The following is a 26799-nucleotide window of genomic DNA, read 5'->3' on the forward strand; positions in this document are numbered from 1 at the left end:
CTTGAAAAACGGCGCACCTGCGCCGTTTTTTTTCAGCTCTGACCAGTCTCAGCTATTTCTCTAACATCTCTTTAAAAGCCGATTTTACTTGGCTTTATCGGCACATTTTTCTTGTCACTTTTTCTTTACGCTATACTTTACCTTTACGTTCACGTAATAAAGTTAGTAATGTTAATATTTTGTTTTGAATTAACAATGCTTAATGCGTACATTGATTGGTATATTTTTTCCATAAAGCGTTAGTTTTTGAGTTGTTATTTCGGCCTGAGAACTTTGCTTAGTTTTATCATCTCATTTAGTGGCAAGGGAGCAAACGAAGTGATAAAGTCTCGGCACTTTCAGCGCTCACACCCCTTAGGGTAAAAAATTTCGGAGTATTTAACTGTGGCTGTATTTAATAAAGTCGACTTTGATAACCACGAGCAAGTGGTGTTTTGTTCAGATAAAGAATCAGGCCTAAAAGCTATTATCGCGGTACACAATACCAAGTTAGGTCCAGCGGTTGGTGGTTGCAGAATGTGGGACTACACAACTGATGAAGATGCTGTTACTGATGCACTTCGTTTATCAAAAGGTATGACCTACAAAAATGCTGTGGCACGTTTACCATTTGGTGGCGGTAAGTCAGTGATCATCGGTAATGCTAAAGAAATTAAATCAGAGCAACTTTTCCGTGCATTTGGTCGTCAGTTAGAGCGTTTAAGCGGTAGCTACTATTCAGCTGAAGATGTAAACATCACATGTGATGATGTGGCTATCATGAATAAAGAAACTAACTATGTATTAGGCCTTGAAGGTAAAAGTGGTAACCCTTCACCGTTCACAGCATATGGTACATTCTTAGGTATTAAAGCGGCTTTACAACATCAACGAGGTCATCAAGATCTTGCTGGTATCAAAGTAGCCGTGCAAGGTTTAGGTGCAGTAGCATATGGCCTTTGTAAACACCTACATGAAGCGGGCGCAACATTATTTGTAACAGATATCAACGAACAAGCTGTTGAGCGTGTTGTAAATGACTTCAATGCAACGGCTGTGGGTATTGATGAAATCTACGACTTAGATGTTGATGTGTATGCACCATGTGCACTTGGCGCAACGGTAAATGACACGACTATCCCGCGTTTAAAAGCAACAATTATTGCAGGTTGTGCGAATAACCAATTAGCAGAGTCTCGTCACGGTGAGATCATCCGCGAAAAAGGTATCTTATACGCACCAGATTACGTAATTAACGCAGGTGGTATTATCAACGTTTATTACGAAACTGCACCAGAAGGTTATAGTGCAGAAGCATCAACGAAGCACGTTGAAGGCATTTTTGATACGCTAACAGAAATCTTTGCTCGCTCTGAAAAAGAGCAGAAGTCGACGCATTTAATTGCCGATGAACTAGCATTAGAAATCATCGAAAACGGCTTATAATTTAGTAAATCGATAAATTTACAGGTAAAAAGGTGCGCAAGTCGCACCTTTTTTGTCTCTGTTATTTATCGCATCAAGGTGACGAAGTCACGCAGGCTAGGTAAACTCGGTTTTTAAATCTCGAGGGCACCTAATGAAAACTCCATCTTGTGAAATCACACCTATCGATCTAGCTACTTGGCCTCGTAAGCAGCATTTCGCTTTTTTCAAAGAATTTTCTCTGCCATATTTTAATGTGTGTGTTTCGCTCGACATGGCAGCTCTTTACAACAAGTGCAAATCAGAACCGTATTCGTTCTTTCACAGCTATGTTTACCTAACACTTGAAGCATGTCATGACTATGCACCAATGCGCCAACGTATTATTGATTCGTTACCGGTACAACTGTCATCGGTAAGAGGCAGTGTGGTCGAGCTTGCAGAAGATGAAACATTTCGCTTTAGTTATTTTGAAAAACAAGCGTCGATGGCAGACTTTTCAAAACACGCGATTGCTGTGGGTAAAACAAGTAAAGCAAAACCGTTTTTCTCTGATGCATTTGCTGCAACAGAAGGGCAGCCTGATCTTATTCATATCTCAGTACTTCCATGGTTAAACTTTACCGGCTTCTCGCATGCTGTAAGTGAGGGGCATGGCCTTGGTATTCCTAAGTTTGTGTTTGGTCAGTATGACTCACAAACTGGCAAGATGCCGCTTTCAATTGATGTGCATCATGCTTTGATGGATGGCTTGCATGTGGCGCGATTTGTGAAAATACTGCAAGAAAAAATCACGAATTTTTGTAATTGATTGTTGCTAAATGTCATTAAAGTGAGTAAAAATTGCAACTAATGTAGTATTATCTGAAGTTAGGGATGACTTTGGCTTCACAGAGCTACATCACTGAATAGAACGATAATAAATATCAGGGTTTTAGTTTTATGGTGCGGGTAGTTAGTTGTATTTTTCTTTTATTGAGTTTCAGCGCTTTAGCTGATTCTGCACGCCTCTCTTTAAGTGATTACTTTACAGAGACTTGGAGCACTCGCGCCGGCCTTCCTCACAATAGCATTAATGGCGTAACGCAAACCAAAGATGGTTACATTTGGATAGCGACTTGGGAAGGGCTTGCTCGCTTTAATGGTCGCGAGTTTAAACTCTTTACTCGAACAGAAATTCCTGGCTTACCTGACTCAGGCCTACGCAGCCTGATTCCGATGGATAATGGTGATTTATATATCGTGGGTGCCCGTGGCGGTATTGCGCTTCGCTCACAAGGGGGATGGCGAGCATTACCAAGTTCATCAGCCATGGTTAACCATGCACTTGTTACTGAACAAGGTGAGCTATGGCTGGCACTTGAAGGGCAAGGCATTGTTTACCGCGCTTCTGAAACTGCTACTGAGCAAAAACTGCTTGATAAGCTAAGCGCATACCGTCTTTTACAAGACAAAACAGGCGTGATTTGGGCTGCGACTAGTGATGGCCTTTATCAAATAAAGAATAAGCAAGTCAGTAAGGTCAGTGAAAACTCTGGGCTCCCTAATGCCTCTGTGTTTACCTTATTACTAACGGAGTCAGGCACATTAATTGTCGGCACCGAAAAGGGCGCATGGCAAAAGAAAAACGATAAGTTTGTTGCTATTAATCCTGTCCTTAACAACGAATCAATTGCCAGCTTACTCGAAGATGCGCAGGGCGATTTGTGGTTTGGCACCATCAATAAAGGGGTGTTCAGACTCAGCAGTTTAGGCCTTGAAAACTTAGCCGCAGATGATGGCTTACCCAACAACCGTATTTTATCTTTACTGCAAGACCGCGAAAAAAGTATTTGGGTTGGCACGAATGCCGGATTATTTCGCTTGCGTGAAGCGCCATTTACAAACTGGAGTCAAAGCCGTGGGCTTGCATCTGACTATGTGCGTACCGTGTTATCGCATTCTGATGGCAGCTTATGGGTGGGCAGTAGTAATGGCTTAAATCGTATTGAAAATGGCAAGCTCACCACCCTTATTCAAGCTTATGAAAAAGATCCGCTATCCGTATTAAGTTTAACTGAAGATAAGCAGGGCGGAGTATGGGTTGGTACTTACACTGCCGGTTTAATGAAAGTGGTCAATGGGCAAATTTATCCCGTAAAAAACCGCAGTAATGGCCTGATCAGCAACGAAGTTCGCGCTGTGTTTTTTGATAAAGCGGATAACTTATGGATTGGCACCGCCGGTGGTTTAACCAAAATAGACCCTGCTGGGCAAACTGAATTATTCACCACCGAAGATGGCTTAATTGGTGATTTTATTATGGCCCTTGTTGAGGATGACCATGGCAGGTTATGGGTCGGCACGGGAGTGGGTGTGTCCATTTATGACCCAGCTACTAAGCAATTTAAAACTCTCGAGTTTCCAAAGCAGTTCAGTACTGAGTATGCATTCGGCTTTTACTTAGATGGCGATAAAATGTGGCTTGCAACCGATAGAGGCTTAGTTCGTTACAATCTCAGTACAGATAAAATGAGCTTGTTTGGTCGAGACCAAGGTTTACCGGTCGATAAGTTGTTCCAAGTGATTGAGCAAGGTGACTCATTATGGTTGACCAGTAACCGCGGTGTTATTCAGGTGAACAAAGCTCAGTTAGTTGCACTTTTAGATAACCCTGAAAAAGTTCAACCAATGAGTGTTTCGATGCAGCTTTATGATGAAGGCGATGGTATGCTAAGCGCGCAAGCAAATGGCGGTTCAAACCCTGCTGCTGTGCTTCATTCAGATGGTCAAGTATGGGTTGCAACAGCCAAAGGCGTCGCTATTGCGACACCAGAACGCTTAAAAGAAGCCAGTAAACGCCGTTTATCGACCGTTATTGAAAGCTTTGAAGTCGATGGCAAACCCATGACTTTACCTGTTGGTAATGAGGTTTTGAGTTTACCTGCTGGTGTTTCTCGTGTTTCGTTTAATTACGCTGGGCTAAGTTTTATCATGCCTGGGCGGTTAAATTACCAAACTCAACTAAGTGGTTACAATCAACAATGGGTAGACAGGGGGCGCTTGGTCATTACCGAGTACACCAATTTACCACCAGGTAAATATACCTTTAAAGTGCGTGCAGGTTACCCAAATAGTGACTGGCAAAATAATGAGCAAGTTCTGCGTTTTAAAATTGCCCCTTATTTTTGGCAAAAAACCAGCTTTAAGTTATTTGTCTTAGTTGCTGTGCTTTTTGCTGCTTATGCTATTTATAAATACCGCTTATATCACTATAAGCGCATCGAAATTGAGTTAACTGAAAAAGTTGAACAGCAAATGCATGATTTACAAACGCAAGCTGATGCTTTTGCTCATTTAGCGAATCATGACCAATTAACGCAGTTACCGAATAGACGCGCTTTCGATATGTGGCTGTCTGAAAACTTTAATCAGTTTCAGCGTGACAATAAAACGCTTAGTATTGCCATTATGGATATTGATCACTTCAAACTAATTAATGACAATTTCTCGCACTTAATTGGTGATAAAGTGATTTGTGAAATCGCACGCTTACTGCGTATGAATTTCCCTGATGAAGGTTATGCGGCGCGTTGGGGCGGTGAAGAATTTACCTTGTTGTTCCCATACAAAAATGCTGAAGAAGCCGCAAGATTGTGTGAAATTATCCGTTTAGAGATAGCGGGTTATGATTTCTCAGAATTAGCAGATAGTCTTTCTGTAACGGTAAGTTTTGGTGTAGCAGATAACGCGCAGGTTACTGACTATGACCGCTTGTTAGCACATGCCGACAACGCTTTATACAATGCAAAGAATAACGGTCGAAACCAAATTTTTATTTATAATCAAGGCTGTATTACGCTCGATTAATCAGCTTTAAAAATAAAAATGTGTGTAAACAATTGATCTTTTTTTGTTTGCACACATTAAAGTATCAAGATTGTATTTTAGGCGATAGTAATGCTTAACCTGGTTTTGATACTTTTTTTAATAATTTTTGTTGTGTGTTACTGGCGCTGGGACGATATCCGTAATCACTTTTGGCAGAAAAAATACCTTAATAATTCCCTCAATGTTCAGCAAAAAAATCTGCTGTTAAAATATATGCCTATCTACCGAAAGATGACGGATGCCGATCGTGAAAAGCTGGAGCGTCACATCGTTTGGTTTTTAAATGAAAAACGCTTTATTGGTTGTGATGGTCTTAAGCTTAATGATGCAATGAAGCTGATTGTAGCGGCAGATGCCTGTATTTTAGTGCTTAATAAACCGTGGCCATTGTATCGCAATGTAAAAGAGATCCTTTTATACCCAAGCGCGTATTATGCCCCGCAAACTTCTCGTGATAATGCTGGGCTTGTCAGTTATCACAATACCGTGCGTCAAGGTGAATCATGGCCGGGTGGAACCTTGGTATTGAGTTGGCATGATGTCCTTGAGGGGAACCGCTTACCAAGTGATGGTCATAATTTAGTATTTCATGAATTTGCCCATCAGCTCGACCAAGAAACCGGTAAAACCACGGGTACACCACTGCTTTCGAGTAACGAAGATTACCAAAAGTGGGCAAAAGTATTTAGCCGCGCGTTTAATCAACTCAAAACCCATTTAGCTTATGGCATGCCGCATGTTATTCATAGCTATGGCGCGACCAATGAGGCAGAGTTTTTTGCTGTTATCACCGAAACCTTCTTAGAAAAACCCGCTGAACTCAGGCAATTTGACCCAGAAATTTATCATTTACTGGTTGGCTTTTATCAGTTTGATCCGATTGCGTGGCATTAGTCGACTATTTACGTCTGTTTAACACGAATCACTGGAATCTTGCTATGCTATTTGGTGCAATCTTAAAAGTGTGCATATAAGCAAAACAATAAAAAGTGAGATTTCAATGAAGAAAATGCTTCATACAGCGCTCGCTGTATCTATTTCACTTGCTCTAACTGGGCAAGTGGCGGCAGCTGAGCAATCAAATGACGACAAGTGGCAGGTGGACGCACCAAAAGGCCAATTCCTAGACGCTAAAATTAGTGTTGAGCAGGGCACGTGGATGAACGTAGATATTAGCCCTGATGGTAAAACAGTGGTGTTTGACCTACTCGGCGATATTTATACCATGCCAATGTCAGGTGGCACAGCAACGCAATTAACCAGTGATATTGCATGGCAAATGCAACCACGCTTTAGCCCTGATGGTAAGCACATTGCGTTTACTTCAGACCAAGGAGGTGGCGACAATATTTGGGTTATGGATTTAAATGGTGAAAACCAAAAAGCCGTAACGAACGAAACATTTCGTTTGTTAAACAGCCCAGCTTGGAGCCCTGATGGTGACTACTTAGTTGCGCGTAAGCACTTTACAGCAAGCCGCTCTCTAGGGGCTGGTGAAGTATGGCTTTACCATAAAGCGGGTGGTAAAGGTGTACAGCTAACAGCACGTGAAAACGACCAAAAAGACTTAGGCGAGCCAATGTTCTCACCGGATGGTCGTTATGTTTATTTTTCTCATGATGCAACGCCGGGTAAAACATTCCATTACTCTAAAGATTCTGTAGCGGGTATTTATAAAATTAAACGCTATGACCGTGAAACCGGCGAGATTGAAACAATTATAGATGGTATGGGTGGGGCTATTCGACCAACACCTTCACCAGATGGTAAAAAGCTTGCGTATATCAAGCGCGATGATTTCCAAACAAGCTTGTACTTATATGATCTTCACACCGGTGAGCATACCAAGCTGTATGGCGAGCTTGAGCGTGATATGCAAGAGACATGGGCTATTCATGGTGTATACCCAACAATTGCTTGGACACCAGATAACGAACAGCTGGTCTTTTGGGCGGGTGGTACCATTCATAAGCTAGACGTGGATGATAAGTCTGTCTCGACTATTCCATTTAAAGTTGAGACCAATAAGCAAATTCAAAAAGCGGTGCGTTTTACGCAAAACATCGATAGCGATAATTTTGATGTGAAAATGCTGCGTAATGTACAAATTTCACCGGATGGTGAAACGGCTATATTTGAAGCGCTAGGTCATATTTATAAACGTGATTTAGAGTCTGGCAAAGTAAAGCGCCTGACTAAGCAAGACGACCACTTTGAATTATTCCCGCAGTTCTCTCGTGATGGTAAGAAGATTGTTTACACCACATGGGATGATAACGAACAGGGCTCAGTACGTGTTGTATCTGCGCGCAGTGGCCGTGGCGATACCGTTACTAAAGAGCCGGGTAAATATGTAGAGCCAACTTTCAGCCCTGATGGCAAAACAGTTGTTTACCGTAAAGCGTCTGGCGGCAGTATCCTTAACCCAACATGGTCATTAGAGCCAGGCATTTACTCAGTAAGTGCTAAAGGCGGTAAAGCGACGCTAATCACTAAATCAGGATATCAGCCGCAATTTGGTGCAGCGAATGACCGTATTTATGTGATGAGCCCTTGGCCGAAACCAACATTAAGTGTTGTTGAGCTTGAATCAAAGCAAGTTCGTAAACTTTACGAATCAGAACATGCTACAGAGTTTAGAGTATCACCAGATGGCCAATACTTAGCGTTTGCAGAGCGTTTTAAAGTATTTGTAACGCCATTTGTTGAGCGTGGCAAAACCATTAATATTGGCCCGAAAGATAGCCAATTCCCAATTGAGCAGCTTTCTGTTCGCGCGGGTGAAAACATCAGCTGGAGTGGCACAAGCGATAAACTTTATTGGAGCTTAGGCCCAGAGTTATATCATGCAAGCCTAGCGGGTTTATTTGATATTAACCAAAATGCAGAGACTGACTTTAAAGTTAAAAGCGGCGACAACATCGGTTTTACAAAAACCATGGATGAGCCTAAATCAGTATTCGCGTTAACTGGTGCGCGTATTATCACCATGAACGGTGAGCAGGTCATTGAAAACGGCGTTATTGTTACTGATGGTAAGCATATTAAAGCGGTTGGCAGTAAAGACAGTGTTGCTATTCCTAAAGGTGCAGAAGTAATTGATGTAACTGGCAAGACGATTATGCCGGGTATTGTTGATGCGCATGCGCACGGCTCGCAAGGCAGCGATGAGATCATTCCACAGCAAAACTGGAAGAACTTAGCTGGCTTAGCGTTAGGTGTGACAACGATTCACGATCCATCAAACGACACCACAGAGATTTTTGCTGCAAGCGAAATGCAAAAAGCAGGCATGATTGTCGGCCCTCGTATTTTCTCAACGGGTACCATTTTATATGGTGCAAATATGCCAGGTTATACATCGCATATTGACTCGTTAGAAGATGCTAAATTCCATCTTGAGCGTTTAAAGAAAGTAGGTGCGTTTAGTGTTAAATCATATAACCAACCTCGTCGTGAACAGCGCCAGCAAGTTATTGAAGCAGGCCGTGAGCTTGAAATGATGGTTGTGCCAGAGGGCGGTTCATTACTGCAGCACAACTTAACTATGGTAGTTGATGGTCATACGGGTATTGAACACTCAATTCCTGTTGCTAATATTTACGATGATATTCGCCAGCTTTGGTCTCAAAGCGATGTGGGTTATACACCGACACTCGGTGTAGCTTACGGTGGTATTTGGGGTGAAAATTATTGGTACGACAAGACGGATGTGTGGAATCACCCACGCTTAAGTAAGTTTGTACCAAAGAATCAGCTTTTACCTCGCTCAATGCGTCGTGTTAAGGCGCCCGATCATCACTATAACCACTTTAACAATGCCCGTGTTGCTAAAGAGCTGCAAGACTTAGGTGTTTTAGTAAACCTTGGTGCTCACGGTCAACGTGAAGGTTTAGCGGCGCACTGGGAAATTTGGATGTTTGCGCAAGGTGGTATGACACCACTTGAAGCAATTCGTGCAGCAACCTTAGATCCTGCTAAATACATTGGCCTTGATAACAACATCGGTTCTCTTGAGCCAGGTAAACTTGCCGATTTAATTGTTATTGACGGTAACCCGCTAACTAACATTCGTGATACAGATAAAATCGATTACACCATGATCAATGGTCGTCTATTTGATGCTGCAACCATGAACGAAGTGGGTGAGAAAAAACGCGAAAAGTTATATTTTGAAAAAATCTAACATAGCAAAAATCTAAACTGAAAGCGGCCATAGTGCCGCTTTTTTATTGTTTATTTATTGTTTTAAATGAGGAAACAGTTTAATTCCTACTAGTTTTGCTTGGCAGATCATGCCCTCTACAAGCGTCATCAAATAGTGGCTGTGCGAGTCTAGCTGCGAGCTTTCCATGTTTTCACACGCTGATAGACGCAGTTTAATTAACTATTGTACTGCCATTTTATGCTCTTTGCAGGCTTGATTTATCGGGCTTGCAGGATCAGCAAACTCAGCAGCGGTGTTAATAAATAAACAGCCATAAAAAAACCGCTAACGAGTAGCGGTTTTTAAAATTGCTAAGTGTAATTTGATTACACAACACCACGCGGTAAACGACAATCGTGGTCTTTTTCAGCTAGGTTAACAATCCAAAGCTCTTCAGCTTTGTAACCATCATCGTTTGCTGTAACAACAGTGAACGATGCTTTCTTAGCTGTTTTAGCCGGTGCAGCGGTTTTAGTTTTGGTTTTTTTCGCTGGTGCTTTAGGTGCTTCTTCTGCTTTAGGCTCAGCTGTTTTACCAGAAGTGAGCTCTTCAGTCAGCGCTGCAACATCAGCAAGGCGCATATTTTTGCCACCGTCGATGCTATACCAACCAGGTTTTGTTGTGATTTCAGGTTTCTTACCATTCGCTGCTTCGTATGCTGCTTCGAAGGCATTTAACACTTCTGTTTTGTCTAGTTTGCTCATCAGAGACCCTATACGTTGTAAACACAGATTAAGAATATATATTTATACCTATTTTCAGCTTACTTTTCAATTTTTTGCGATTTTCCTTCCATTTTTCACTCATAAACGCCAAAATTTGCACAAAATAGAGGGTTGAAGGACGATTTTTATATGCAACGCAAACAATTTACTCAATTATTAAACGACATTCTTAAACCTGATTCTATCGCTGACTTTTGCCCAAATGGCTTACAAGTTGAAGGTGCGAGCGACGTAAAAAAGATAGTGACGGGTGTCACAGCTAGCCAAGCATTGATTGATGCCGCTATTGCAGAAAATGCAGATACTATTTTGGTACATCACGGCTATTTCTGGAAAGGGGAATCGCAGCCAATCACGGGAATGAAAAAGCGCCGTATTGCAGCGCTTTTAAATAATGATATTAACTTATATGGCTATCACTTACCGCTAGATATACACCCTGAAATTGGTAATAACGCGCAACTGGCTAAGTTACTCGATATTGAGTTCACAGGTGGGCTTGAATCTGGTCCAAATAGTGTCCCGGTAAAAGGGCGTTTAAAAACACCTTTAAGTGGTGAAGAATTTACCGCCAAAATAACCCAAGTACTTAATCGTGCGCCATTAACTAGTTTGGTAAGAAAAGAGAAAATCGAAACCATCGCTTGGTGCACAGGTGGCGGACAAGGGTATATTGATTTAGCGGCTGCTCAAGGTATTGATGCTTATCTTACAGGTGAAGCCTCTGAGCAAACGATTCATAGTTCACGCGAGCAAGGTATAGACTTTTTTGCAGCTGGTCACCATGCTACTGAGCGTTATGGCATTAAAGCCTTAGGCGAGCTTTTAGCTGAGCAGCACGGTTTTGATGTAACGTTTATCGATATCGACAATCCAGTCTGATGTTCTACAGCGCCTCTGGATCAATCCAGCGGCGCACACTCACCCATGCACTGCCAATTTTCTCATGCGCTACTCTGGTAACTGCAACAAGTACATCGTCATCAGGTATGAACTGTTTGTACGTTGGATACTGACTAAAATCTTGAAAGTCGGTTGCCGCTGGGATCACATCAACACCTTGTGCATTAAATAAGTCTTTCGCTCGCGGCATGTGGCTTGCTGAGGTGACTAGGGCAGTTTTTTTATCGACTAAATAAATGGCAAGTCGTTTCGCTTCTTCTGCGGTATCCATAGCGAGGGAGTTTTGTTTAATTCTCGTTGCAGAAATACCTAACGCTTTTGCTGTTTCAAACATGAGCTGGCTATTGGTAGTATTGGCAAAACCGCCTCCTGATACATAGAGGGTGGCATTTGGGTAGTGGTGGGCAAGCTTAACACCTTCAAGTAATCGAGCAAGCGCGCAATCGCCTAACTGGTGGTTTGCTTGAAGGCGCGAGTTGGGCATTATAGAGCAGCCAAGTACCACAATATTATCGAGTTTAGGGTGTTTTGCTTGCTTAAATTGCCATGCAGGGTTATTGCTTGCAGCTATCAGTGACTGACCAATAAATGGCGTGCTTATCAGCATTAAAGTTAAAATACTAACAAAGCCAAAATAGAGTGCTTTGCGTTTATGTGCAATGGCTAAAAATACCATCACTAAAGTAAGCAGCCCCAGCAAAGGCAGGGGCATTAATAATGAGCCAATGATCTTTTTAATTTCAAACATGTATACCCAAGCCTCCTCAAGGTACAGAATTCAGCGTTTCACAGGTGCCTTAATATCAAGGCGTTACTTTGCAAAAATGGCAGCCCCTTTTAAGAAGTAACAACGATGAGAGTAAGCACCTGTGAAGCGCCCAAAGGGTTGGTTTAAAAGCGAATTATACTGCGTTATTGATTTTAACCATAGAACCACTATTGTTTGCAATCAATGCCTTGCCTAAATCGCTTTTAATTCCAACTGAAACTCGCACCTTGAGGTGGTTTGGGTATTAACACTATTGTCTGTAACAGATGCAGTTATGTTAGTTATTTTGCCTTGTTTTAGCGACCGTTATTTTGCTTACACGTATTTAAAAAGTGGCGATAAACTGGGTTATCTTTCATATTCTTTTTCATCGCTAAATACATAGGGCGAGTAAGGCCTAGTGCACCTAACGGAATAGACTTAATGAGCCCTTGGCTTTCATAAGGGGTGACTAGCCAGTCTGGTAATGCTGCAACGCCCATACCTGCACTCACTAATTGAAATATCAATAAGCCTTGGTCAACCGTTTTAAGCGTGCCATCAAAGCGTGCATTTTGAATAAAATGTTTAAAGATGTCTTGGCGCTCACGGGGAATAGGGTACGAAATAATTGTTTCGTTTTTTAAATCAAGGGCGGTGACATAGGCTTTTTTTGCCAACTCATGATCCGGTGCAACGATTAGTTTTAATTTAAAATCAAATAGGTGAGCATACTCAAGCTGATCGGGTTCACGAATATCAGAAGTCAGCACTAGATCTAATTCATCATTAATTAAATCTGGAATGGCGTCGTAACTAAAGCCGCGCTCGTAATCAATTTTAATATCAGGCCAAAAATTATTAAATTCTTTTATGGTTGGGAGCAACCAATGAAAGCAGGCATGACACTCAACGCTTAAACGTAAATTTGAGATTGGCTGGTTAAGGCTTTCTTTTAACCGACATTTTGTTGCCTCAACACGAGGTAATACTTCATTAGCAAGTTCAAGAAGTAGCATACCTTGCGGAGTAAAACGCACAGGCTGTGTTTTACGTTCGAACAGCTGGCAATCTAACTTATTCTCGAGATCTTTAATTTGATGCGATAAAGCCGATTGAGTTAAAAACAACTCACGGGCGGTATTGACCAAAGAGCCTGTTTCTTTAAGGGTCGCTATGGTTTTTAGGTGCTTTATATCAATCATCTTTAAAAAATCTCATGGAAAATGTGAGTCTAACTCAGATTACGAACATACTACGCCTTAGAATTTAATTTTTCAACGTCTAGACGTCTAAAACCTGAAGTTATTTTAACTGCTTTTTTACAATACGCCTTTTTATAAATAATTGACAGCGTTGTCATAGGGTTTTTTGTAGTTTAACTATGAAATTCCATGAATTTACCTCAAGTTGAAACTTGCAGTTTAAATCGTGATACAGCTTGCGATTAGTAATTTGATATTTAATTAAAATTACTGAGAGTAGGGTTTAGTTGTTTGCTAAGATATTATTTTTTAAGGTGTTATTATCTTCTATTAGGTGTAACGTGTTTTTTTAAAGGAATGCTTGTGATAAGTACCGTACTTTTACTCTGTGCATGCTGGGTTTTGCCTGTTTGCGCTGGCACTATTTACAGCCAGTTTCCAACAGAGATTGACCCGCATGGTCACTATGTTTTTTATTCACATGGTTTTATCGTCGAAGGGACAAACCCTAAGCCTGTTCACAAAACCTTTGGTGTTTATGACTTTATTGCAGTAAAAGAAGCACTGACAGATGAGAGCTATCATTTAATCGATAGAAGTGACGTAACTAAGTTTGAAGAAATAAGCATTAATACAGGGCTCTCCCATGGCGCATTTTATAAACCAAAAGATGAGTGGCTGTTACCAATTAAGAAGTGGCTAAAGGATTAACTATGCCTTATTTACTGTTAGTTATTGTGATCAGTGTTTTGGGCGTGAGCGATGTAAGCCATGCTGAGCCGTTTACTTTGCCACGTACTAATACTGTGTTACTTAAAGATAAACATACCAAAAACGAATACCCCATTACGATTAAGTTGCCACGCAGCTACCAAAAGCAAAACCAGAAGCGCTATACAGTTTGCCAATTACCTCTGCTGCTAGTCGCTTTATGATGAATTCGGGGACTATAGAAGAGGTAATTATCGTTGCAGTAGGATATCAAAAAGGTGTATCAGGGCTTAATAGCCGTATTTATGACTATACGCCATTTGAAGATAAAAATTGGCAGCGTAAAACTGGCGGAGCAAGTCAGTATCTAAACTACCTAAAACATACTGTATTGCCTTATATTGAGGCCGACTTCAGAATAACCCAAAAAAGTACGTTAGTCGGTAACTCACTTGGCGGTTTATTTGCGGCTCATACCTTATTCACTGAGCCTTCGCTTTTTTCAAATTATATTATCGGCAGTCCTTCAGTGTGGTTTAAAGAAAACTCAATATTAGCTATGGCTATAAAACCAGCTGCCAACACAACAAAAGTTTACATCGCAGTAGGAGAACTTGAAGAAAGCGAAGGCGAAAAAATGGTGTCGGGCGCAAGGCAATTAGCAGCTAAAATTACTAAACAAAGCGGCGCGCTGGTTACAACAAATTTATTTGTTATTCCTCAGGCACGCCATGCAACTGCATTCCCAACAACGATTACCCAAGCCTTAGACTGGATTTACCAGACTAATAGCAATTAAAGAGCGTGACACTTTTTATATTTTTTGCCGCTCCCACAAGGGCACTCGTCGTTACGGCCAATTTTAATATCTGCAACTGGCTTTATATCACCATCTAGGTAACGCCATAGGCCATCTTCTTTAATAAAACGCGACTTCTCGTGTAACTCACAATACAAGTTTTGATAAAAGTAATTAGCTTTAAATTCTACAAAACCTTCTTGCTCGTTATGTTCAGTATCTAAAACACTTAGCTTGGTAAAACGGCAGCTATTAGCAAAATCTTTAATTTCGCGAACAGGGTTCGCGGCTTGCTGGCTTTGTGCATAAGTACTAAATACATATTTTGCATCTTTTAGCGCGTATGCACTAAAACGAGAACGCATAAGTTGCTCTGGGGTATCAGCTTGGCTTGCACCTGTATGAAAAGGCTGGCAGCAAAGCTCGTAAGTCGATTCGCTGCCACAAGGACAAAGGGAGTGTGTGAGTGATGTCATAACAACTTACCTAAAACTATAAATTGTTATTTTAACAAGCCTATTGTGGCTGCGGTACTAAATTGTTTAATTGAGCGCTTTTTGTAAAACAATAAAATTTTGCAGATGCCTGCTCAAGGTTTAAGTTCATCGAATCAAGTTGATGATTGTTTACAATATCTGTCCATGTGATCACAGCAGCAAAATTACCGTTATGTAATGCTGAACTAAGAACGTATTCAAGATTAACTAAATGTTTTTGTCTGATCACAAGAAGTTTGCTGGTATCAATCGAACACGAATCTAGTAAAGCTTTACTAGGAACATGATCAGGAGCAATTAATAGTGTCCATGCATTTTGGCTATTGTAATGATGCAATACTTTTAATAGCTCAAAAGTTGCTGAAATTTCGTCTTCAATTTGAATTAGATTAACAGACGCTTTGTCGTTATCTTGTTGGTAGCTTTTAACTGTTCTTAAGGTAATTGGCTGTAACATAACTTTCACTCACTGGTTGTTTATACAGTATATGTATACAGTAGTTTATACAGTGTTTTAGCGCAAGTACTTTTTTGCTATTTTTTAACCAATGATTCAGTTTTATTTTAGTAAAAACAATTTAATTGTTATTAAACAGTGGTTTATGGTTTTATTTTGAAGGTTGGAAAAGGTGAAAAATTTACCATTAAATCCATACAGTGTTTTATACAGTACTGTAAAAACTGTTAAATTTTGATTCTATACAGGTGTTTTGCATAAAAAAGCCGGCATAATACCGGCTCTTTATCTTTGCAATTTTGCTACTTATCTAAGTAGGTATTTAAAAACTCAAGGTATGCATTTGAGGCTTTTATGCGGTTTTCTTTTTTAGTAAAACCATGGCCTTCATCATCGAATAATACATATTCAACGGGCACACCATTTGCCTTTACAGCGGCAACAAGTTCATCGCTTTCAACTTGTAAAACGCGTGGGTCGTTAGCACCTTGGATCACCATTAATGGCTTGGTGATGTTTTTAGCATGAAATAGTGGCGAAATGGCACGGTGACGTTCACCGTCTGTCGCTGGGTCGCCCATTTCATCATACAGTGCCTTTTTAAAGCTTTCCCACCATGGTGGAATCGAGTTTAAGGTTCTAACCCAGTTTGTTACACCAAATATATTAATTCCTACTTTGAACTCTTCAGGTTCAAAGGCAAGTGCTGCGGCGGTCATAAAGCCACCATAGCTGCCCCCCATGATGCCAATTTTATCAGCATCAACCCAATCTAGGCTTTGCAGGTGTTTTTTACCGTAAACAATATCTTGTAAATCGTCAGTGCCGTGTTTTTTATCATCTAAATGAAAGAAGGTTTTACCATAGCCTGAGCTGCCACGGTTATTAACTGCAAAAATGGCATAACCATGATTGACTAGATGCTGTTGCATTGCACTATATCCTGTGCGACTTTGGCCGCCAGGACCGCCGTGCACCCAAACTAAAGCTGGTACTTTGTTGTTGCTATTAGCTTGCTTAGGCTTATATAAAACCCCAGGGATCTCTAAACCATCAAAACTTTTAAAGCGCACAATTGTGCTTTCAACCAAGTCATTTTGATCAATTGCATCACTTAATGTGTTGGTTAATTGTTTAGCTTTTGATTCACCGAGTTGCCAAACAAATAGGTTACTTGGCGAGGTATCTGAATTTAAATAAAACGCCATGGTCTTTTCATCAGCTGAAAAGTTCACACCACGTAAATTACCAGCTGGCAGCGATGGCATGGCAATACCTTTACCGGTGGTAGTATCAATTATCGACACTTTAGTGCTTGCGTCAGCATTAACACCGCTTACTTGATAACGGCCAGATTTAGAGAAGTAAATAAAGCTCACATCCCACTCATCTTTGAGGGCAGGGCTGTGCTCGCCGGTCGTTAAGTCATAGCGCCACACTTCTGCAAATTCACCTTTGGCATCGGTTGAGTAATATAATGATTTACTGTCTCTTGAGAAGGTTTCGGGGCCATATTTAGCGTCATCGTCATGACGGGTAATGAGCTCTGGTTTCAGTGTTTTCTTACGCGTATCGAGAATAAATACATCGCTGTCTTTGTTCGAATTGTTTTTCGATAAAGCAATAAAGCGGCCGTCAGGGCTTATCGCACCGACATCTAGCCCCATAGTATTTTGATAAACAGGCGTTACTTCATAGCTGTTAGCATCAACACGATATAGGTCCATAAACTTAGCATCACGCTGATTGCTGGTTATAAAAAAGTGTTTACCGTCTTCTGTGAAGCCTGCAAACCCTGCACGGGTTTCTTCACCTGGCGTAAGATCTTTAACTGTGCCATCTGTTTCGCGAACGTAGATGTGATAACGCTCGTTACCGCCTGAGTCTTTAGTAAATAGTACGCGCTCATCTTTAGGGAAATAAGCCACAGCATAAGTACTGTCTTCAAAGTCTGTTAAGCGGGTTTTTTTGGCGGTTTTTATATCTACTTCATAAAGGCTATAAATGCCGCTTTCGTCACTGCTAACGAGTATTTTGTCGCCTTTCGGTGAAAAGCTGCTGCCCATAATTGAGGTTGTATCAAAAAAGGTTTCAGCATCATACTGTTTAACAGTTTGGCTTTGTTGCACGCTTTCGGTGCTACTTGTTGATGGGGTTGATTGAGAACATCCTGCAAGCGCAAGGCTAAGCGCGCATGCAACGGCAGCTAGTTGAAAACTCGGTTTCATTGTAATTATTCCTTGTTAATTTTTCGTTATCAAGTGTTGCCTGTTCATAATCTAAACGCAAGTTTTACCCGTTCGATATTTGTTACAAATCATGTAAATAAATAGGGACATGAGTGTGCTACTATTTTTTCATTATTAAAGGAATAAACATGATTGAAATTAACAACCTCAATAAGCGCTTTGCTTCAGCCCACGTTTTTGAAAACTACAGTAAGCTATTACAAAGTAAACGAGTTTGTTTACAGGCAGCGAATGGCAAAGGAAAAACAACATTACTGATGATGCTAGCTGGCCTTGAAAAGCCACAATCAGGGCAGGTTTTATATAATAATGAAGCATTAAAGTCGCCGCAAAACGATGTTTCAATTGCTAGCGACCGTATTGCTCTGCCGGATTTTTTAACCGCGCGACAAGTTATTGAACTTAGTTGCAAGGCGTTAAAGAAAGATATGCCTGAGCAACTCATTACTGGATTTAACTTTACAGAGCACCTTAATACTCGTTTTAGTGCTTTATCGAGTGGTAACCAAAAGAAATGCCAGCTTATCACTGCTTTTTTAAAGCAAGCTCCATTTTTGCTATTAGATGAACCGAGTGCAGCACTTGATCAAACAAGTATTCAATTTTTGCTGACCTTACTTGATGGCTACTTAAATGATAAACCTAATGGGCAAGTCATCATTACAAGCCACGAACCTGAGGTGTTTATACAGCATGGTTTTGAGTGTACAGCATTATGATTGAATCTCTTGCTAGCTACGTGTCATTCCTTTCTTATAGATACCTAGCATATACAACCACTCTCAAAAGCATGCTATCTCAGTTAAAGAGTTTTAGCTTGCTGTTCGCTCTGGTACTAGGCCCTGCATTTCTTGGTATGGTTTTGCTGTTGTTTTTAGGTCTTGGGAAAATAGTCGATAGCCATGCAGAACCCGCTTACGGTGCAAAAATAGCTGTGGTTTATCTTTTACTTGAATCGGTGATGTTATGGGCCATGGCATCAGCCATTAAAAATTCGCAAAATAGGACGTTTCAGCGAAGCCTTTATAAATCTTTTTGGCGAGTATCTGCTGACTGCAAGTTACTACTTTTAAGTAATGCTTGGCTCATTGCCAGTTTATTAATCGCAATAGATCTATCGTTAAAGCAGTGGCTACAAGTACCTCATTTTATGCTGTTTATGTTGTTGCAGTGGCTATGTGGAGTATTTGTTCTTTATAGACCGCGTACACTTTTTTATAGTTTATTGCTCAGTTCTGTCTTGGTATTACTGCCCGTTAGTTTATCACCGCTGCAATATTATCTAGGTTTTGTTGCTATTTTCGGCTGTTCGATTTTACTCCCACCTGTAAGAATAAGTCATAAATTAAAAGTACACTCGCTTGCTTTATTTTGGCTTAGTTACTTTATACAGCACAGCTGGAACTTAATATGGCGTGCGGCAATACTGGTTGCATGTTTGTTTGCTTTATTACAACTAATTGCAGTGCGTAATGACTTTAGTGACTTGTTACAGGCTGTGGCTTTTTCAGTATGCGTATTGCTAACGAGCTCGCTGCAGTTTGATTGCTTGGCTGTTTTTCAAAAATATCGGCTGTTCTTTCAAAGTAATAACCAAGACAAGCCGTTTTATAGGAGCCAGTTTTTACCGAGCTTTATATTTTTTGCTGTGGCTTTAATACTCGTTATAAGCATGCTTGGTACTAAAATGATTTACTTCTTCATTGGGGCAGTGTGGTGTGTATTGCAACAATATTTAGCGCAAAAAAAACCAGCGCAATTTGCGCTGGTTTGGTTTTTCATAACAATTGGAATTGTTTTGCTAGCTTAAGCAGCGTCGGCTTTTTTATCGCTCTCGCCGCGGGCAACATTACCTGCAACTAAGTCTGCTGGGTCAAAGTCGTCAACGTTAATAACGTCAAGACGGGCTTTTTCAACAGCAGCTAGTTTGTCGGCTTCAGCTTGGCTTAAAATGCCTGCTTTTAGGCCCATTTGCGCTACTTTATCAAGTTGGAAGAAAGGCAGTTTTACGCCTTTTTCACGGCATACCTTGTCAAACAGAGGCTCAACTTCAAGAATGTCTTTAAGCGTTTGCTCTTGACGACCAACAAGGTTAAGTGGCTCGTTTTTAAGGTAAATGTAGTTAGCTAAACGGTTACGAGTTTCGCTTGGTACTTGTAATAAGTGTGCAAGTTTGTGCTCAAGTTTATCAGTAGGCTTACGTACTGGACGACCGAATGGGAATAACATGATTTTTAGCATCGCACGTAGTGGTGCAGATGGCATGTTATTGATTAAGTCAGCGAGTGCACGTTGGCAGTGGTAAAGGTGATCTTGGCAGCTCCATTGAACAAGCGCAAAATCTTCTTTTTTACGTCCTTCGTCGTTGTAACGTTTAAGTGTTGCAGATACAAGGTATAAGTAGCTTAGTAAGTCACCTAAACGTGCAGAGATACGCTCTTTACGTTTTAATGAACCACCAAATACCGCCATGCTGATATCTGACATTAATGCTAATGATGCACTGAAACGTGACGCAACACGATAAAACTCAGCTGTTTCGTCTTTGTACGGTGTACTTGTGAAGCGAGCATTGGTTAATGCTAACCACTTAGTACGAACAAGGTTCGAAATAGTAAAGCCAACGTGACCCATTAATGCTTTATCGAATACTGCTAGCGCTTCTTCGCGGTCTTCAATAGCACAAGCACCTAGCTCAGTTAACACGAATGGATGACAACGAATTGCACCTTGACCATAAATGATCATGTTACGCGTTAAGATATTTGCACCTTCAACGGTAATTGCAATTGGCGCACCTTGGTAACCGCGACCTAAGTAGTTGTTTGGACCAAGCATGATGCCTTTACCACCATGAACATCCATGCCGTGAATAGTCGCTTCACGCATTTGCTCAGTTAAGTGGTATTTGATAATCGCAGAGACAACCGATGGTTTTTCACCAAGGTCAACAGCCCCTGTAGACATGCTAACAGCAGCATCAGAGCTATATGCGTAACCTGCAAGTTTTGCCATTGATTCTTCAACGCCTTCCATTTGACCAATAGGTAAACGGAATTGACGGCGAATACGGCTGTAAGAGCCTGTTGCAAGCGCAATTGTTTTAATGCCACCTGTTGAGTTAGACGGCAATGTGATTGCACGACCAACAGATAAACATTCAACAAGCATACGCCAGCCTTGGCCGGCCATTTTCGGGCCACCAATGATGTAATCAAGTGGTACGAAGATGTCTTTACCGCGAGTAGGACCATTTTGGAATGGAACGTTTAGCGGGAAGTGACGACGGCCAATTTCGACCCCTGGAGTATCTGTAGGGATCAGCGCACAGGTAATACCAGGCTCTTTGTCATCACCTAGTAAACCGTCAGGATCTTGTAGTTTAAATGCAAGACCAAGCACAGTCGCAACTGGAGCAAGAGTAATGTAACGTTTGTTCCACGTTAGGCTAATACCAACAACTTCTTCGCCGTTCCATTGACCTTTACAAACAACACCGTAATCAGGAATTGCACTTGCGTCAGAACCAGCTTCTGGTGATGTTAAAGCAAAACATGGGATCTCTTGACCACTTGCTAAGCGTGGTAAGTAATGATCTTTTTGTTCTTTAGTACCATAGTGCTGAAGCAATTCGCCCGGACCTAATGAGTTAGGTACACCTACGATAGAAGAAAGTAGCGTCGATTTACTGGTTAGCTTTTGCAGTACACATGATTGTGCATAAGCAGAAAACTCTAAACCGCCAAATTCTTTTTTGATGATCATGGCAAAGAATTTATTATCTTTTAGATATTGCCAAACATCTTGCGGTAAATCAGTTAGTTCGTGAGTTGCGTGCCAGTCATCTAGCATGCTACATACTTCTTCAACTGGACCATCAATAAACGCTTGCTCTTCGATAGTCAGTTTAGGTGCTGGGTATTGGTGTAATTTGTTCCAGTCAGGACGACCACAAAATAGATCCGCTTCCCACCACGTAGTACCGGCATCGATTGCTGATTTTTCAGTATCCGACATCGTCGGGGTTACTTTTTTGAAAGCAGCGAAGATAGGTTTGATGATGTATTGTTGACGAACGCCAGTCACAGAAAGTGGCACAGCGATAAGTAAGAATAGTAGCCAACTAATTGCGCCAAACGCGCCAGCAAATGTGCCAACAAGTAAAGTCGCAACGGCAATACCTAAGCAGGTATTCCAGCTTGCTCTGTGGTAACTCGCAATACTAAGCAGCACGAGTAAACCAAGTAAAAATATGAGAGTCATTGATTATTCCTTAATAGAGGTCAGACCACCTCTTTTAGAGTAGCGCTAGAAAAGCGAATTATCAAGAGGGGAACAAGGATTAAAACGGCTTGTTTGGTGAGTTTTATTATTTTAAAAATGGCTATCAGTGCAAAAACATTTACAGCAGATGAAGAATTGTTGAGTAATTACTTATAATCAGCACCGTGACGGCAGCGATTAGTTGTGAATTGCTCAGATAGTTCTGAAAATCTTAGCACAGCAGTTGCCATCCTTAGCGGTATGTTTAACAATGAGCGCAGGCAGGGATCAGCCCATCATGCCTTCCTTCGATTAGTTTTATAGGTTAAGAGTTCTATGTGTGAGTTGCTTGGCATGTCGGCCAACGTACCAACGGATATTTGTTTCAGTTTTTCAGGATTATTAGAACGCGGTGGTAATACTGGTCCGCATAAAGATGGCTGGGGCATCACTTTTTATGAAGGTAAAGGCTGTCGTACATTTAAAGATCCAGAGCCAAGTTGCCAATCAGAAATTGCCAAACTCGTAAAAGCTTACCCAATAAAAAGTATTTCGGTGATAAGCCATATTCGCCAAGGTAATCGTGGTCGAGTGTGCCTTGAAAATACCCACCCATTTACTCGCGAGTTATGGGGACGCGAAATTACGTATGCTCACAACGGGCAATTATCAAATTATCATGATTTAAAACCAGATTACTATCGACCTGTTGGCAATACCGACAGTGAGCTGGCGTTTTGCTGGCTGCTCGATAAAATTCGCGAAAAATACCCAAAGCGTCCATCAAATATGGCGTCTGTATTTCGCTATGCTGCTAAGCTTGCTCACACATTGCGTGAAAAAGGCGTATTTAATATGCTACTTACCGATGGTGTTTTCGTTTTAGCTTATTGCACCAATAATTTACATTGGATCACACGCCGTGCGCCGTTTGGCAAAGCGACATTAATTGATGCTGATATGGTGGTTGATTTTCAAAAAGAAACCACACCGAACGACGTGGTTACTGTGATTGCAACAAGGCCACTGACCAATGATGAACGTTGGCAGAAAATGGAGCCAGGTGAGTTTGCACTTTTTAAAATGGGCGAAAAGATTTAAATAAAAGATGAAGCGCTACTCAGGCGCTTCATTACTCACTTCATTATTTGTTACGGCGACTGGCGTGGTCACGGTAAATGAATTAAGTTGCACTTCAAATTGCTCTACGCCTTTTTCACCTTTCCACATACGAACTAGCATGTAGTCCATTTCTGGGGCAAACCAAGCGAGTGCTTGACGCTTGTCGTTATCGTATAAACGTTTTACTTTAATCGCTTCTACATTGCCGATGGGCAATGAAATCATTTCTGTGCCGACAACTTCAAAGTTGTAGTTACGTAAATTGCCTTTTTTATCAACCAGTGGGTAAGATAATTGCGTTTTACCTTGTTTTAGCTCTTCGCGAACTTGCACTTGATAAGACAGTGAATCTTGAAATTCATCTGACCAATCAATTTTAAGAGGATATTTACTTTGGCTGCTTTGAACTTGTTTTTGCGTCGCATCAAATTTCAAGCTGTATTCTTTATCAGGCCCTGTGCCTGAGCGCTCCATGGTGTAACTCATTGGAGAAATTTTCTGATCGTGATAAGTAAACATGGATGTTTCTTTTCGTGAGTCCGAAAAAATCATCCATTCGATTTCACTGTGATAGGTGATCACGTAGTTACCGTCAGCGGCTTTTTTCAGCTCGCGTACTGCTTTACCATGGGTTTCGCCCTTACGAAGTACATCGTATTTGGCTTGGTATTGAGTGAGGTCGCCAGCTAAAACACTGGTAGGAAGTAATAAAGTGCCCACACAAGCGAGTAGGGCACTTAGATTTTTATTCTGGGTAGTGCGCGCCGTGTGCAGGAAGTTTCTTTTCGTCAAAAACTGCATAATCTGCTTCCATCTTGAGTCGTTGTTCACTGAACCACTTGACCACCAATGGATAGATTATATGTTCTTGCTGATGAACACGTTGTGCGAGTGTCTCTGCGGTATCGTTTTCGAGTACCGGAACTTTGGCTTGAAGAACAACGGGGCCGCCGTCTAGCTCTTCTGTGACAAAGTGAACACTAACACCATGAACGTCATCTTTTGCATCTATCGCTCGTTGGTGGGTATTCAGCCCTTGGTACTTAGGCAACAAAGAAGGGTGAATGTTCAACATTTTTCCCTTAAATTTTTGCACTAAGCTAGGTGTAAGAATACGCATAAAACCAGCTAATACAACTAGATTTGGTTCAAAATTGTCAATAATGTCCATTAACTCAGCATCATAGGCCTCGCGCGAGTCAAAATCTTTATGGCTAAGTACACGTGTTTGTATACCTGCATTTTTTGCTCGTTCAAGGCCATAGGCGTCGGCTTTATTACTAATTACAGCGGCGATTTCGGCCTTAATCTCACCACGCGCACACGCTTCGATGATGGCTTGAAGGTTTGAACCGCTACCAGAAATTAATACAACAAGACGACAAGGGGTCATTAGTCACGACCACCTAAAATTTCTACTTGCTCTTCGCCTGCTTTCGCATCTTGGATCTCACCGATATGCCATGCATTTTCGCCAAGATCTTTAAGGATTGTTAAGCTTTGCTCAAGTTTGTCAGATGGAACAACTAAAACCATGCCTACACCACAGTTGAATGTACGGTACATTTCGTGTGTTGTGATATTGCCGTTTTCTTGTAACCAGTTGAAAACAACAGGCCATTCCCAGCTATCACCTTTGATTACTGCTTTTGCAGATTCAGGAAGTACGCGCGGGATGTTTTCCCAGAAACCACCACCCGTGATGTGAGATAACGCGTGAACGTCAACCTGCTTGAATAGCTCAAGTAGTTGTTTAACGTAGATACGAGTTGGCTCTAAAAGGTGATCGCCTAGTGTTTTGCCTTCAAGCTCTGCGCTTGTGTCTGCGCCAGATACTTCAAGAACTTTACGAATTAATGAGAAGCCGTTTGAGTGAGGACCACTTGATGCAAGGGCGATTAATTGGTCGCCTGCAGCAACTTTAGTACCGTCGATAATTTTTGATTTTTCTACAACACCAGTACAGAAACCAGCCATGTCGTAGTCTTCGCCGTCGTACATACCTGGCATTTCAGCAGTTTCACCACCGATTAAAGCGCAGCCAGAAAGCTCACAGCCTTTACCAATACCTGTTACAACATCAGCCGCAGTATCTACGTCTAATTTACCAGTTGCATAGTAATCAAGGAAAAATAGTGGCTCTGCACCTTGTACAATAAGGTCGTTTACACACATAGCAACCAGGTCGATACCCACTGTGTCGTGCTTTTTAAGATCGATTGCTAAACGTAGTTTTGTACCAACACCGTCTGTGCCAGCAACCAGTACAGGCTCTTTATAGCCAGTTGGTAGTTCGCAAAGTGCGCCAAAACCACCGATACCGCCCATTACTTCAGGACGTCTGGTTTTTTTAACTACGCCTTTAATACGCTCAACAAGTGCATTACCGGCATCGATATCTACGCCCGCGTCTTTATAGCTAAGAGACTGTTTTTGTTCGCTCACAGGTTTTCCTCAAAAAAGTTGCATGTGGGTTGCTTAGAAACGCGCGTATTTTACAACAATTGCACTGGCGCGGCTAGTTGAAAAATCACTTTAACCGACTTGACAAGGACAGTTGTCCGGTTTTTTGTTTTCAAGTTCCAAGGCAAAAGTATCAGGTAAATGAACTTTTAACCTTGAAACTCGAAACTTCTCACTATTTGTTAAGCTTTCGCGGTTAAAATAGCGCGAAGAGGGGCAGGGTAACCTTCAATGGTTTTGCTGGTGTCATTTGGGTCTAAAAAGTCGACTAATGATTCGTTTTCCATCCACTGGGTTTTACGTTGTTCTTCAAGCGTTGTGATTGCGCAGTCTTTAACTTGTACATCTTTAAAGCCAACGCGCTCCATCCATAGTTTTAATGCCGCGGTGCTTGGGATAAACCATACATTACGCATTTTCGCATAGCGGTCAGTTGGCACTAAAACTGTGTGCTCATCACCTTCAACAACCAGTGTTTCAAGGACTAACTCACCCCCTGGGCGAAGCTGTGCTTTTAATTGCGCTAAAAAGTCGATAGGCGAACGACGATGATATAAAACACCCATTGAAAATACCGTATCGAATGCTTTTAGCTCTGGCAGAGCTTCAACACCTAACGGCAATAAATGCACGTTTTCATCTTGGTGATAATGCTTTATCGCTTGGAATTGGCATAAGAACAAATCGGATGGATCAATGCCCACTACAAAATTAGCGCCTTCACCGCGCATGCGCCACAAGTGATAACCTGAGCCACAGCCAATATCAAGCACAGTGCGACCTTTTAACGGTTCGATATGAGGCAGTAAACGATCCCATTTCCAATCACTGCGCCACTCAGTATCAATTTCGATACCGTGTAAGCTAAATGGCCCTTTACGCCATGGCATCATGCGCTTTAATAAATGCGTTAACTGTTTTTGCTGACCTTCAGATAGCTCATCACCGGTGCCAATTTGTACTTTATCCTGAAGATTCACATGGTTTGTGCTTACCTCAGGTAAGTTTTTCAGCACTTTTTGCCATTTCGGTAAATCACCGTGGCTGGCTTCGAGTTCCCAGTGCTTTAATTGACCTGGCAAAGTTTCGAGCCAGTGGCTAAGCGGGCTTTGTGCAATCGCAGCGTAAAATTGGTTAAACCATTGAGACATGAAATACTCTTTATATCGTTGTGAT

23 protein-coding genes are annotated in these 26799 nt (G+C 41.4%); 12 read left to right on the plus strand and 11 right to left on the minus strand.

What is annotated here, in order from left to right; all coding sequences use genetic code 11:
* Window positions 1-384 precede the first annotated feature (384 nt).
* The 5 genes from HUS62_RS07410 (at window position 385) to HUS62_RS07430 (ending at window position 9460) form a co-directional block, all read left to right on the plus strand.
* A complete protein-coding gene (locus HUS62_RS07410) occupies window positions 385-1425 on the plus strand; it encodes a Glu/Leu/Phe/Val dehydrogenase (RefSeq protein WP_055021514.1) in 1041 nt (346 codons plus the stop codon).
* Window positions 1426-1558: 133 nt separating this feature from the next.
* Window positions 1559-2215, plus strand: a complete 657-nt coding sequence (locus HUS62_RS07415) for a CatA-like O-acetyltransferase (RefSeq protein WP_220094985.1) — start codon at window positions 1559-1561, stop codon at window positions 2213-2215.
* A gap of 131 nt (window positions 2216-2346) precedes the next feature.
* A complete protein-coding gene (locus tag HUS62_RS07420; protein WP_175079033.1) occupies window positions 2347-5253 on the plus strand; it encodes a ligand-binding sensor domain-containing diguanylate cyclase in 2907 nt (968 codons plus the stop codon).
* A 90-nt stretch (window positions 5254-5343) separates the two neighbouring features.
* Window positions 5344-6168, plus strand: coding sequence for a M90 family metallopeptidase (locus HUS62_RS07425; protein ID WP_175079034.1), 825 nt, complete (start codon window positions 5344-5346; stop codon window positions 6166-6168).
* A 106-nt stretch (window positions 6169-6274) separates the two neighbouring features.
* Window positions 6275-9460 carry an amidohydrolase family protein gene (locus HUS62_RS07430; protein WP_175079035.1) on the plus strand — a complete coding sequence of 1062 codons (3186 nt, stop codon included), beginning with the start codon at window positions 6275-6277 and terminating at the stop codon, window positions 9458-9460.
* Window positions 9461-9807: 347 nt separating this feature from the next.
* Here the strand turns inward: HUS62_RS07430 and HUS62_RS07435 are convergent, their stop codons facing one another.
* Window positions 9808-10185 carry a hypothetical protein gene (locus HUS62_RS07435; protein ID WP_054561783.1) on the minus strand — a complete coding sequence of 126 codons (378 nt, stop codon included), beginning with the start codon at window positions 10183-10185 and terminating at the stop codon, window positions 9808-9810.
* Window positions 10186-10335: 150 nt separating this feature from the next.
* On the opposite strand from HUS62_RS07435, the gene HUS62_RS07440 reads away from it, so the two are divergent.
* On the plus strand, window positions 10336-11088 hold the full coding sequence (locus HUS62_RS07440; RefSeq protein WP_058585284.1) for a Nif3-like dinuclear metal center hexameric protein: 753 nt from the start codon (window positions 10336-10338) through the stop codon (window positions 11086-11088).
* Window positions 11089-11092: 4 nt separating this feature from the next.
* Here the strand turns inward: HUS62_RS07440 and HUS62_RS07445 are convergent, their stop codons facing one another.
* Together HUS62_RS07445 and HUS62_RS07450 are read right to left on the minus strand one after the other, a co-directional pair.
* Window positions 11093-11857: a YdcF family protein gene (locus HUS62_RS07445; RefSeq protein ID WP_175079036.1), complete on the minus strand. Its 765-nt coding sequence runs from the start codon at window positions 11855-11857 to the stop codon at window positions 11093-11095.
* A gap of 317 nt (window positions 11858-12174) precedes the next feature.
* Window positions 12175-13062: a LysR substrate-binding domain-containing protein gene (locus HUS62_RS07450; RefSeq protein WP_054551603.1), complete on the minus strand. Its 888-nt coding sequence runs from the start codon at window positions 13060-13062 to the stop codon at window positions 12175-12177.
* 357 nt (window positions 13063-13419) lie between these two features.
* Here HUS62_RS07450 and HUS62_RS07455 point away from each other — a divergent pair, with 357 nt between their 5' ends.
* The 3 genes from HUS62_RS07455 to HUS62_RS07460 are packed head-to-tail and all read left to right on the plus strand — an operon-like array spanning window position 13420 to window position 14572.
* Window positions 13420-13773, plus strand: coding sequence for a hypothetical protein (locus HUS62_RS07455; protein ID WP_175079037.1), 354 nt, complete (start codon window positions 13420-13422; stop codon window positions 13771-13773).
* Window positions 13774-13775: 2 nt separating this feature from the next.
* Entirely contained in the window at window positions 13776-13997 is a 222-nt protein-coding gene (locus tag HUS62_RS22885; RefSeq protein ID WP_220094986.1) for a hypothetical protein, read from the plus strand.
* Window positions 13994-14572, plus strand: a complete 579-nt coding sequence (locus tag HUS62_RS07460) for an alpha/beta hydrolase (RefSeq protein ID WP_220094987.1) — start codon at window positions 13994-13996, stop codon at window positions 14570-14572. Before HUS62_RS22885 ends, HUS62_RS07460 begins: the two co-directional genes overlap by 4 nt.
* Here the strand turns inward: HUS62_RS07460 and HUS62_RS07465 are convergent.
* The 3 genes from HUS62_RS07465 to HUS62_RS07475 form a co-directional block, all read right to left on the minus strand.
* Complete coding sequence (locus HUS62_RS07465; RefSeq protein WP_175079038.1) at window positions 14569-15048, minus strand: YchJ family protein; 480 nt, start codon at window positions 15046-15048, stop codon at window positions 14569-14571. The genes HUS62_RS07460 and HUS62_RS07465 overlap by 4 nt on opposite strands.
* A gap of 40 nt (window positions 15049-15088) precedes the next feature.
* On the minus strand, window positions 15089-15526 hold the full coding sequence (locus HUS62_RS07470; RefSeq protein ID WP_054551944.1) for a SulA-like leucine-rich domain-containing protein: 438 nt from the start codon (window positions 15524-15526) through the stop codon (window positions 15089-15091).
* A gap of 302 nt (window positions 15527-15828) precedes the next feature.
* Entirely contained in the window at window positions 15829-17754 is a 1926-nt protein-coding gene (locus HUS62_RS07475) for a S9 family peptidase (protein ID WP_175079039.1), read from the minus strand.
* Window positions 17755-17903: 149 nt separating this feature from the next.
* On the opposite strand from HUS62_RS07475, the gene HUS62_RS07480 reads away from it, so the two are divergent.
* Complete coding sequence (locus HUS62_RS07480) at window positions 17904-18494, plus strand: ATP-binding cassette domain-containing protein (protein ID WP_175079040.1); 591 nt, start codon at window positions 17904-17906, stop codon at window positions 18492-18494.
* On the plus strand, window positions 18491-19585 hold the full coding sequence (locus HUS62_RS07485; protein ID WP_220094988.1) for a DUF6136 family protein: 1095 nt from the start codon (window positions 18491-18493) through the stop codon (window positions 19583-19585). Before HUS62_RS07480 ends, HUS62_RS07485 begins: the two co-directional genes overlap by 4 nt.
* Here HUS62_RS07485 and fadE read toward each other — a convergent pair.
* Entirely contained in the window at window positions 19582-22038 is a 2457-nt protein-coding gene (gene fadE, locus HUS62_RS07490) for an acyl-CoA dehydrogenase FadE (RefSeq protein ID WP_175079042.1), read from the minus strand. The genes HUS62_RS07485 and fadE overlap by 4 nt on opposite strands.
* A gap of 336 nt (window positions 22039-22374) precedes the next feature.
* Here fadE and HUS62_RS07495 point away from each other — a divergent pair, with 336 nt between their 5' ends.
* Window positions 22375-23139 (plus strand): class II glutamine amidotransferase, encoded by a 765-nt coding sequence (locus HUS62_RS07495; protein ID WP_054561775.1) that lies wholly within the window; start codon window positions 22375-22377, stop codon window positions 23137-23139.
* A gap of 15 nt (window positions 23140-23154) precedes the next feature.
* On the opposite strand, the gene HUS62_RS07500 is transcribed toward HUS62_RS07495, so the two are convergent.
* From HUS62_RS07500 to cmoB, 4 genes are all read right to left on the minus strand, one after another.
* Window positions 23155-23961, minus strand: a complete 807-nt coding sequence (locus HUS62_RS07500) for a DUF3108 domain-containing protein (RefSeq protein WP_175079043.1) — start codon at window positions 23959-23961, stop codon at window positions 23155-23157.
* Window positions 23906-24553 carry a phosphoribosylglycinamide formyltransferase gene (gene purN / locus HUS62_RS07505; protein ID WP_175079044.1) on the minus strand — a complete coding sequence of 216 codons (648 nt, stop codon included), beginning with the start codon at window positions 24551-24553 and terminating at the stop codon, window positions 23906-23908. Before purN ends, HUS62_RS07500 begins: the two co-directional genes overlap by 56 nt.
* On the minus strand, window positions 24553-25605 hold the full coding sequence (purM, locus tag HUS62_RS07510) for a phosphoribosylformylglycinamidine cyclo-ligase (RefSeq protein WP_175079045.1): 1053 nt from the start codon (window positions 25603-25605) through the stop codon (window positions 24553-24555). Before purM ends, purN begins: the two co-directional genes overlap by 1 nt.
* Window positions 25606-25805: 200 nt before the next feature.
* Window positions 25806-26774, minus strand: a complete 969-nt coding sequence (gene cmoB, locus HUS62_RS07515; RefSeq protein ID WP_054551592.1) for a tRNA 5-methoxyuridine(34)/uridine 5-oxyacetic acid(34) synthase CmoB — start codon at window positions 26772-26774, stop codon at window positions 25806-25808.
* Between the last annotated feature and the right edge of the window lie 25 nt (window positions 26775-26799).

The organism is Pseudoalteromonas sp. 0303 (assembly GCF_013349995.1).
In the GTDB taxonomy this organism is placed as follows: Bacteria; Pseudomonadota; Gammaproteobacteria; order Enterobacterales; family Alteromonadaceae; genus Pseudoalteromonas.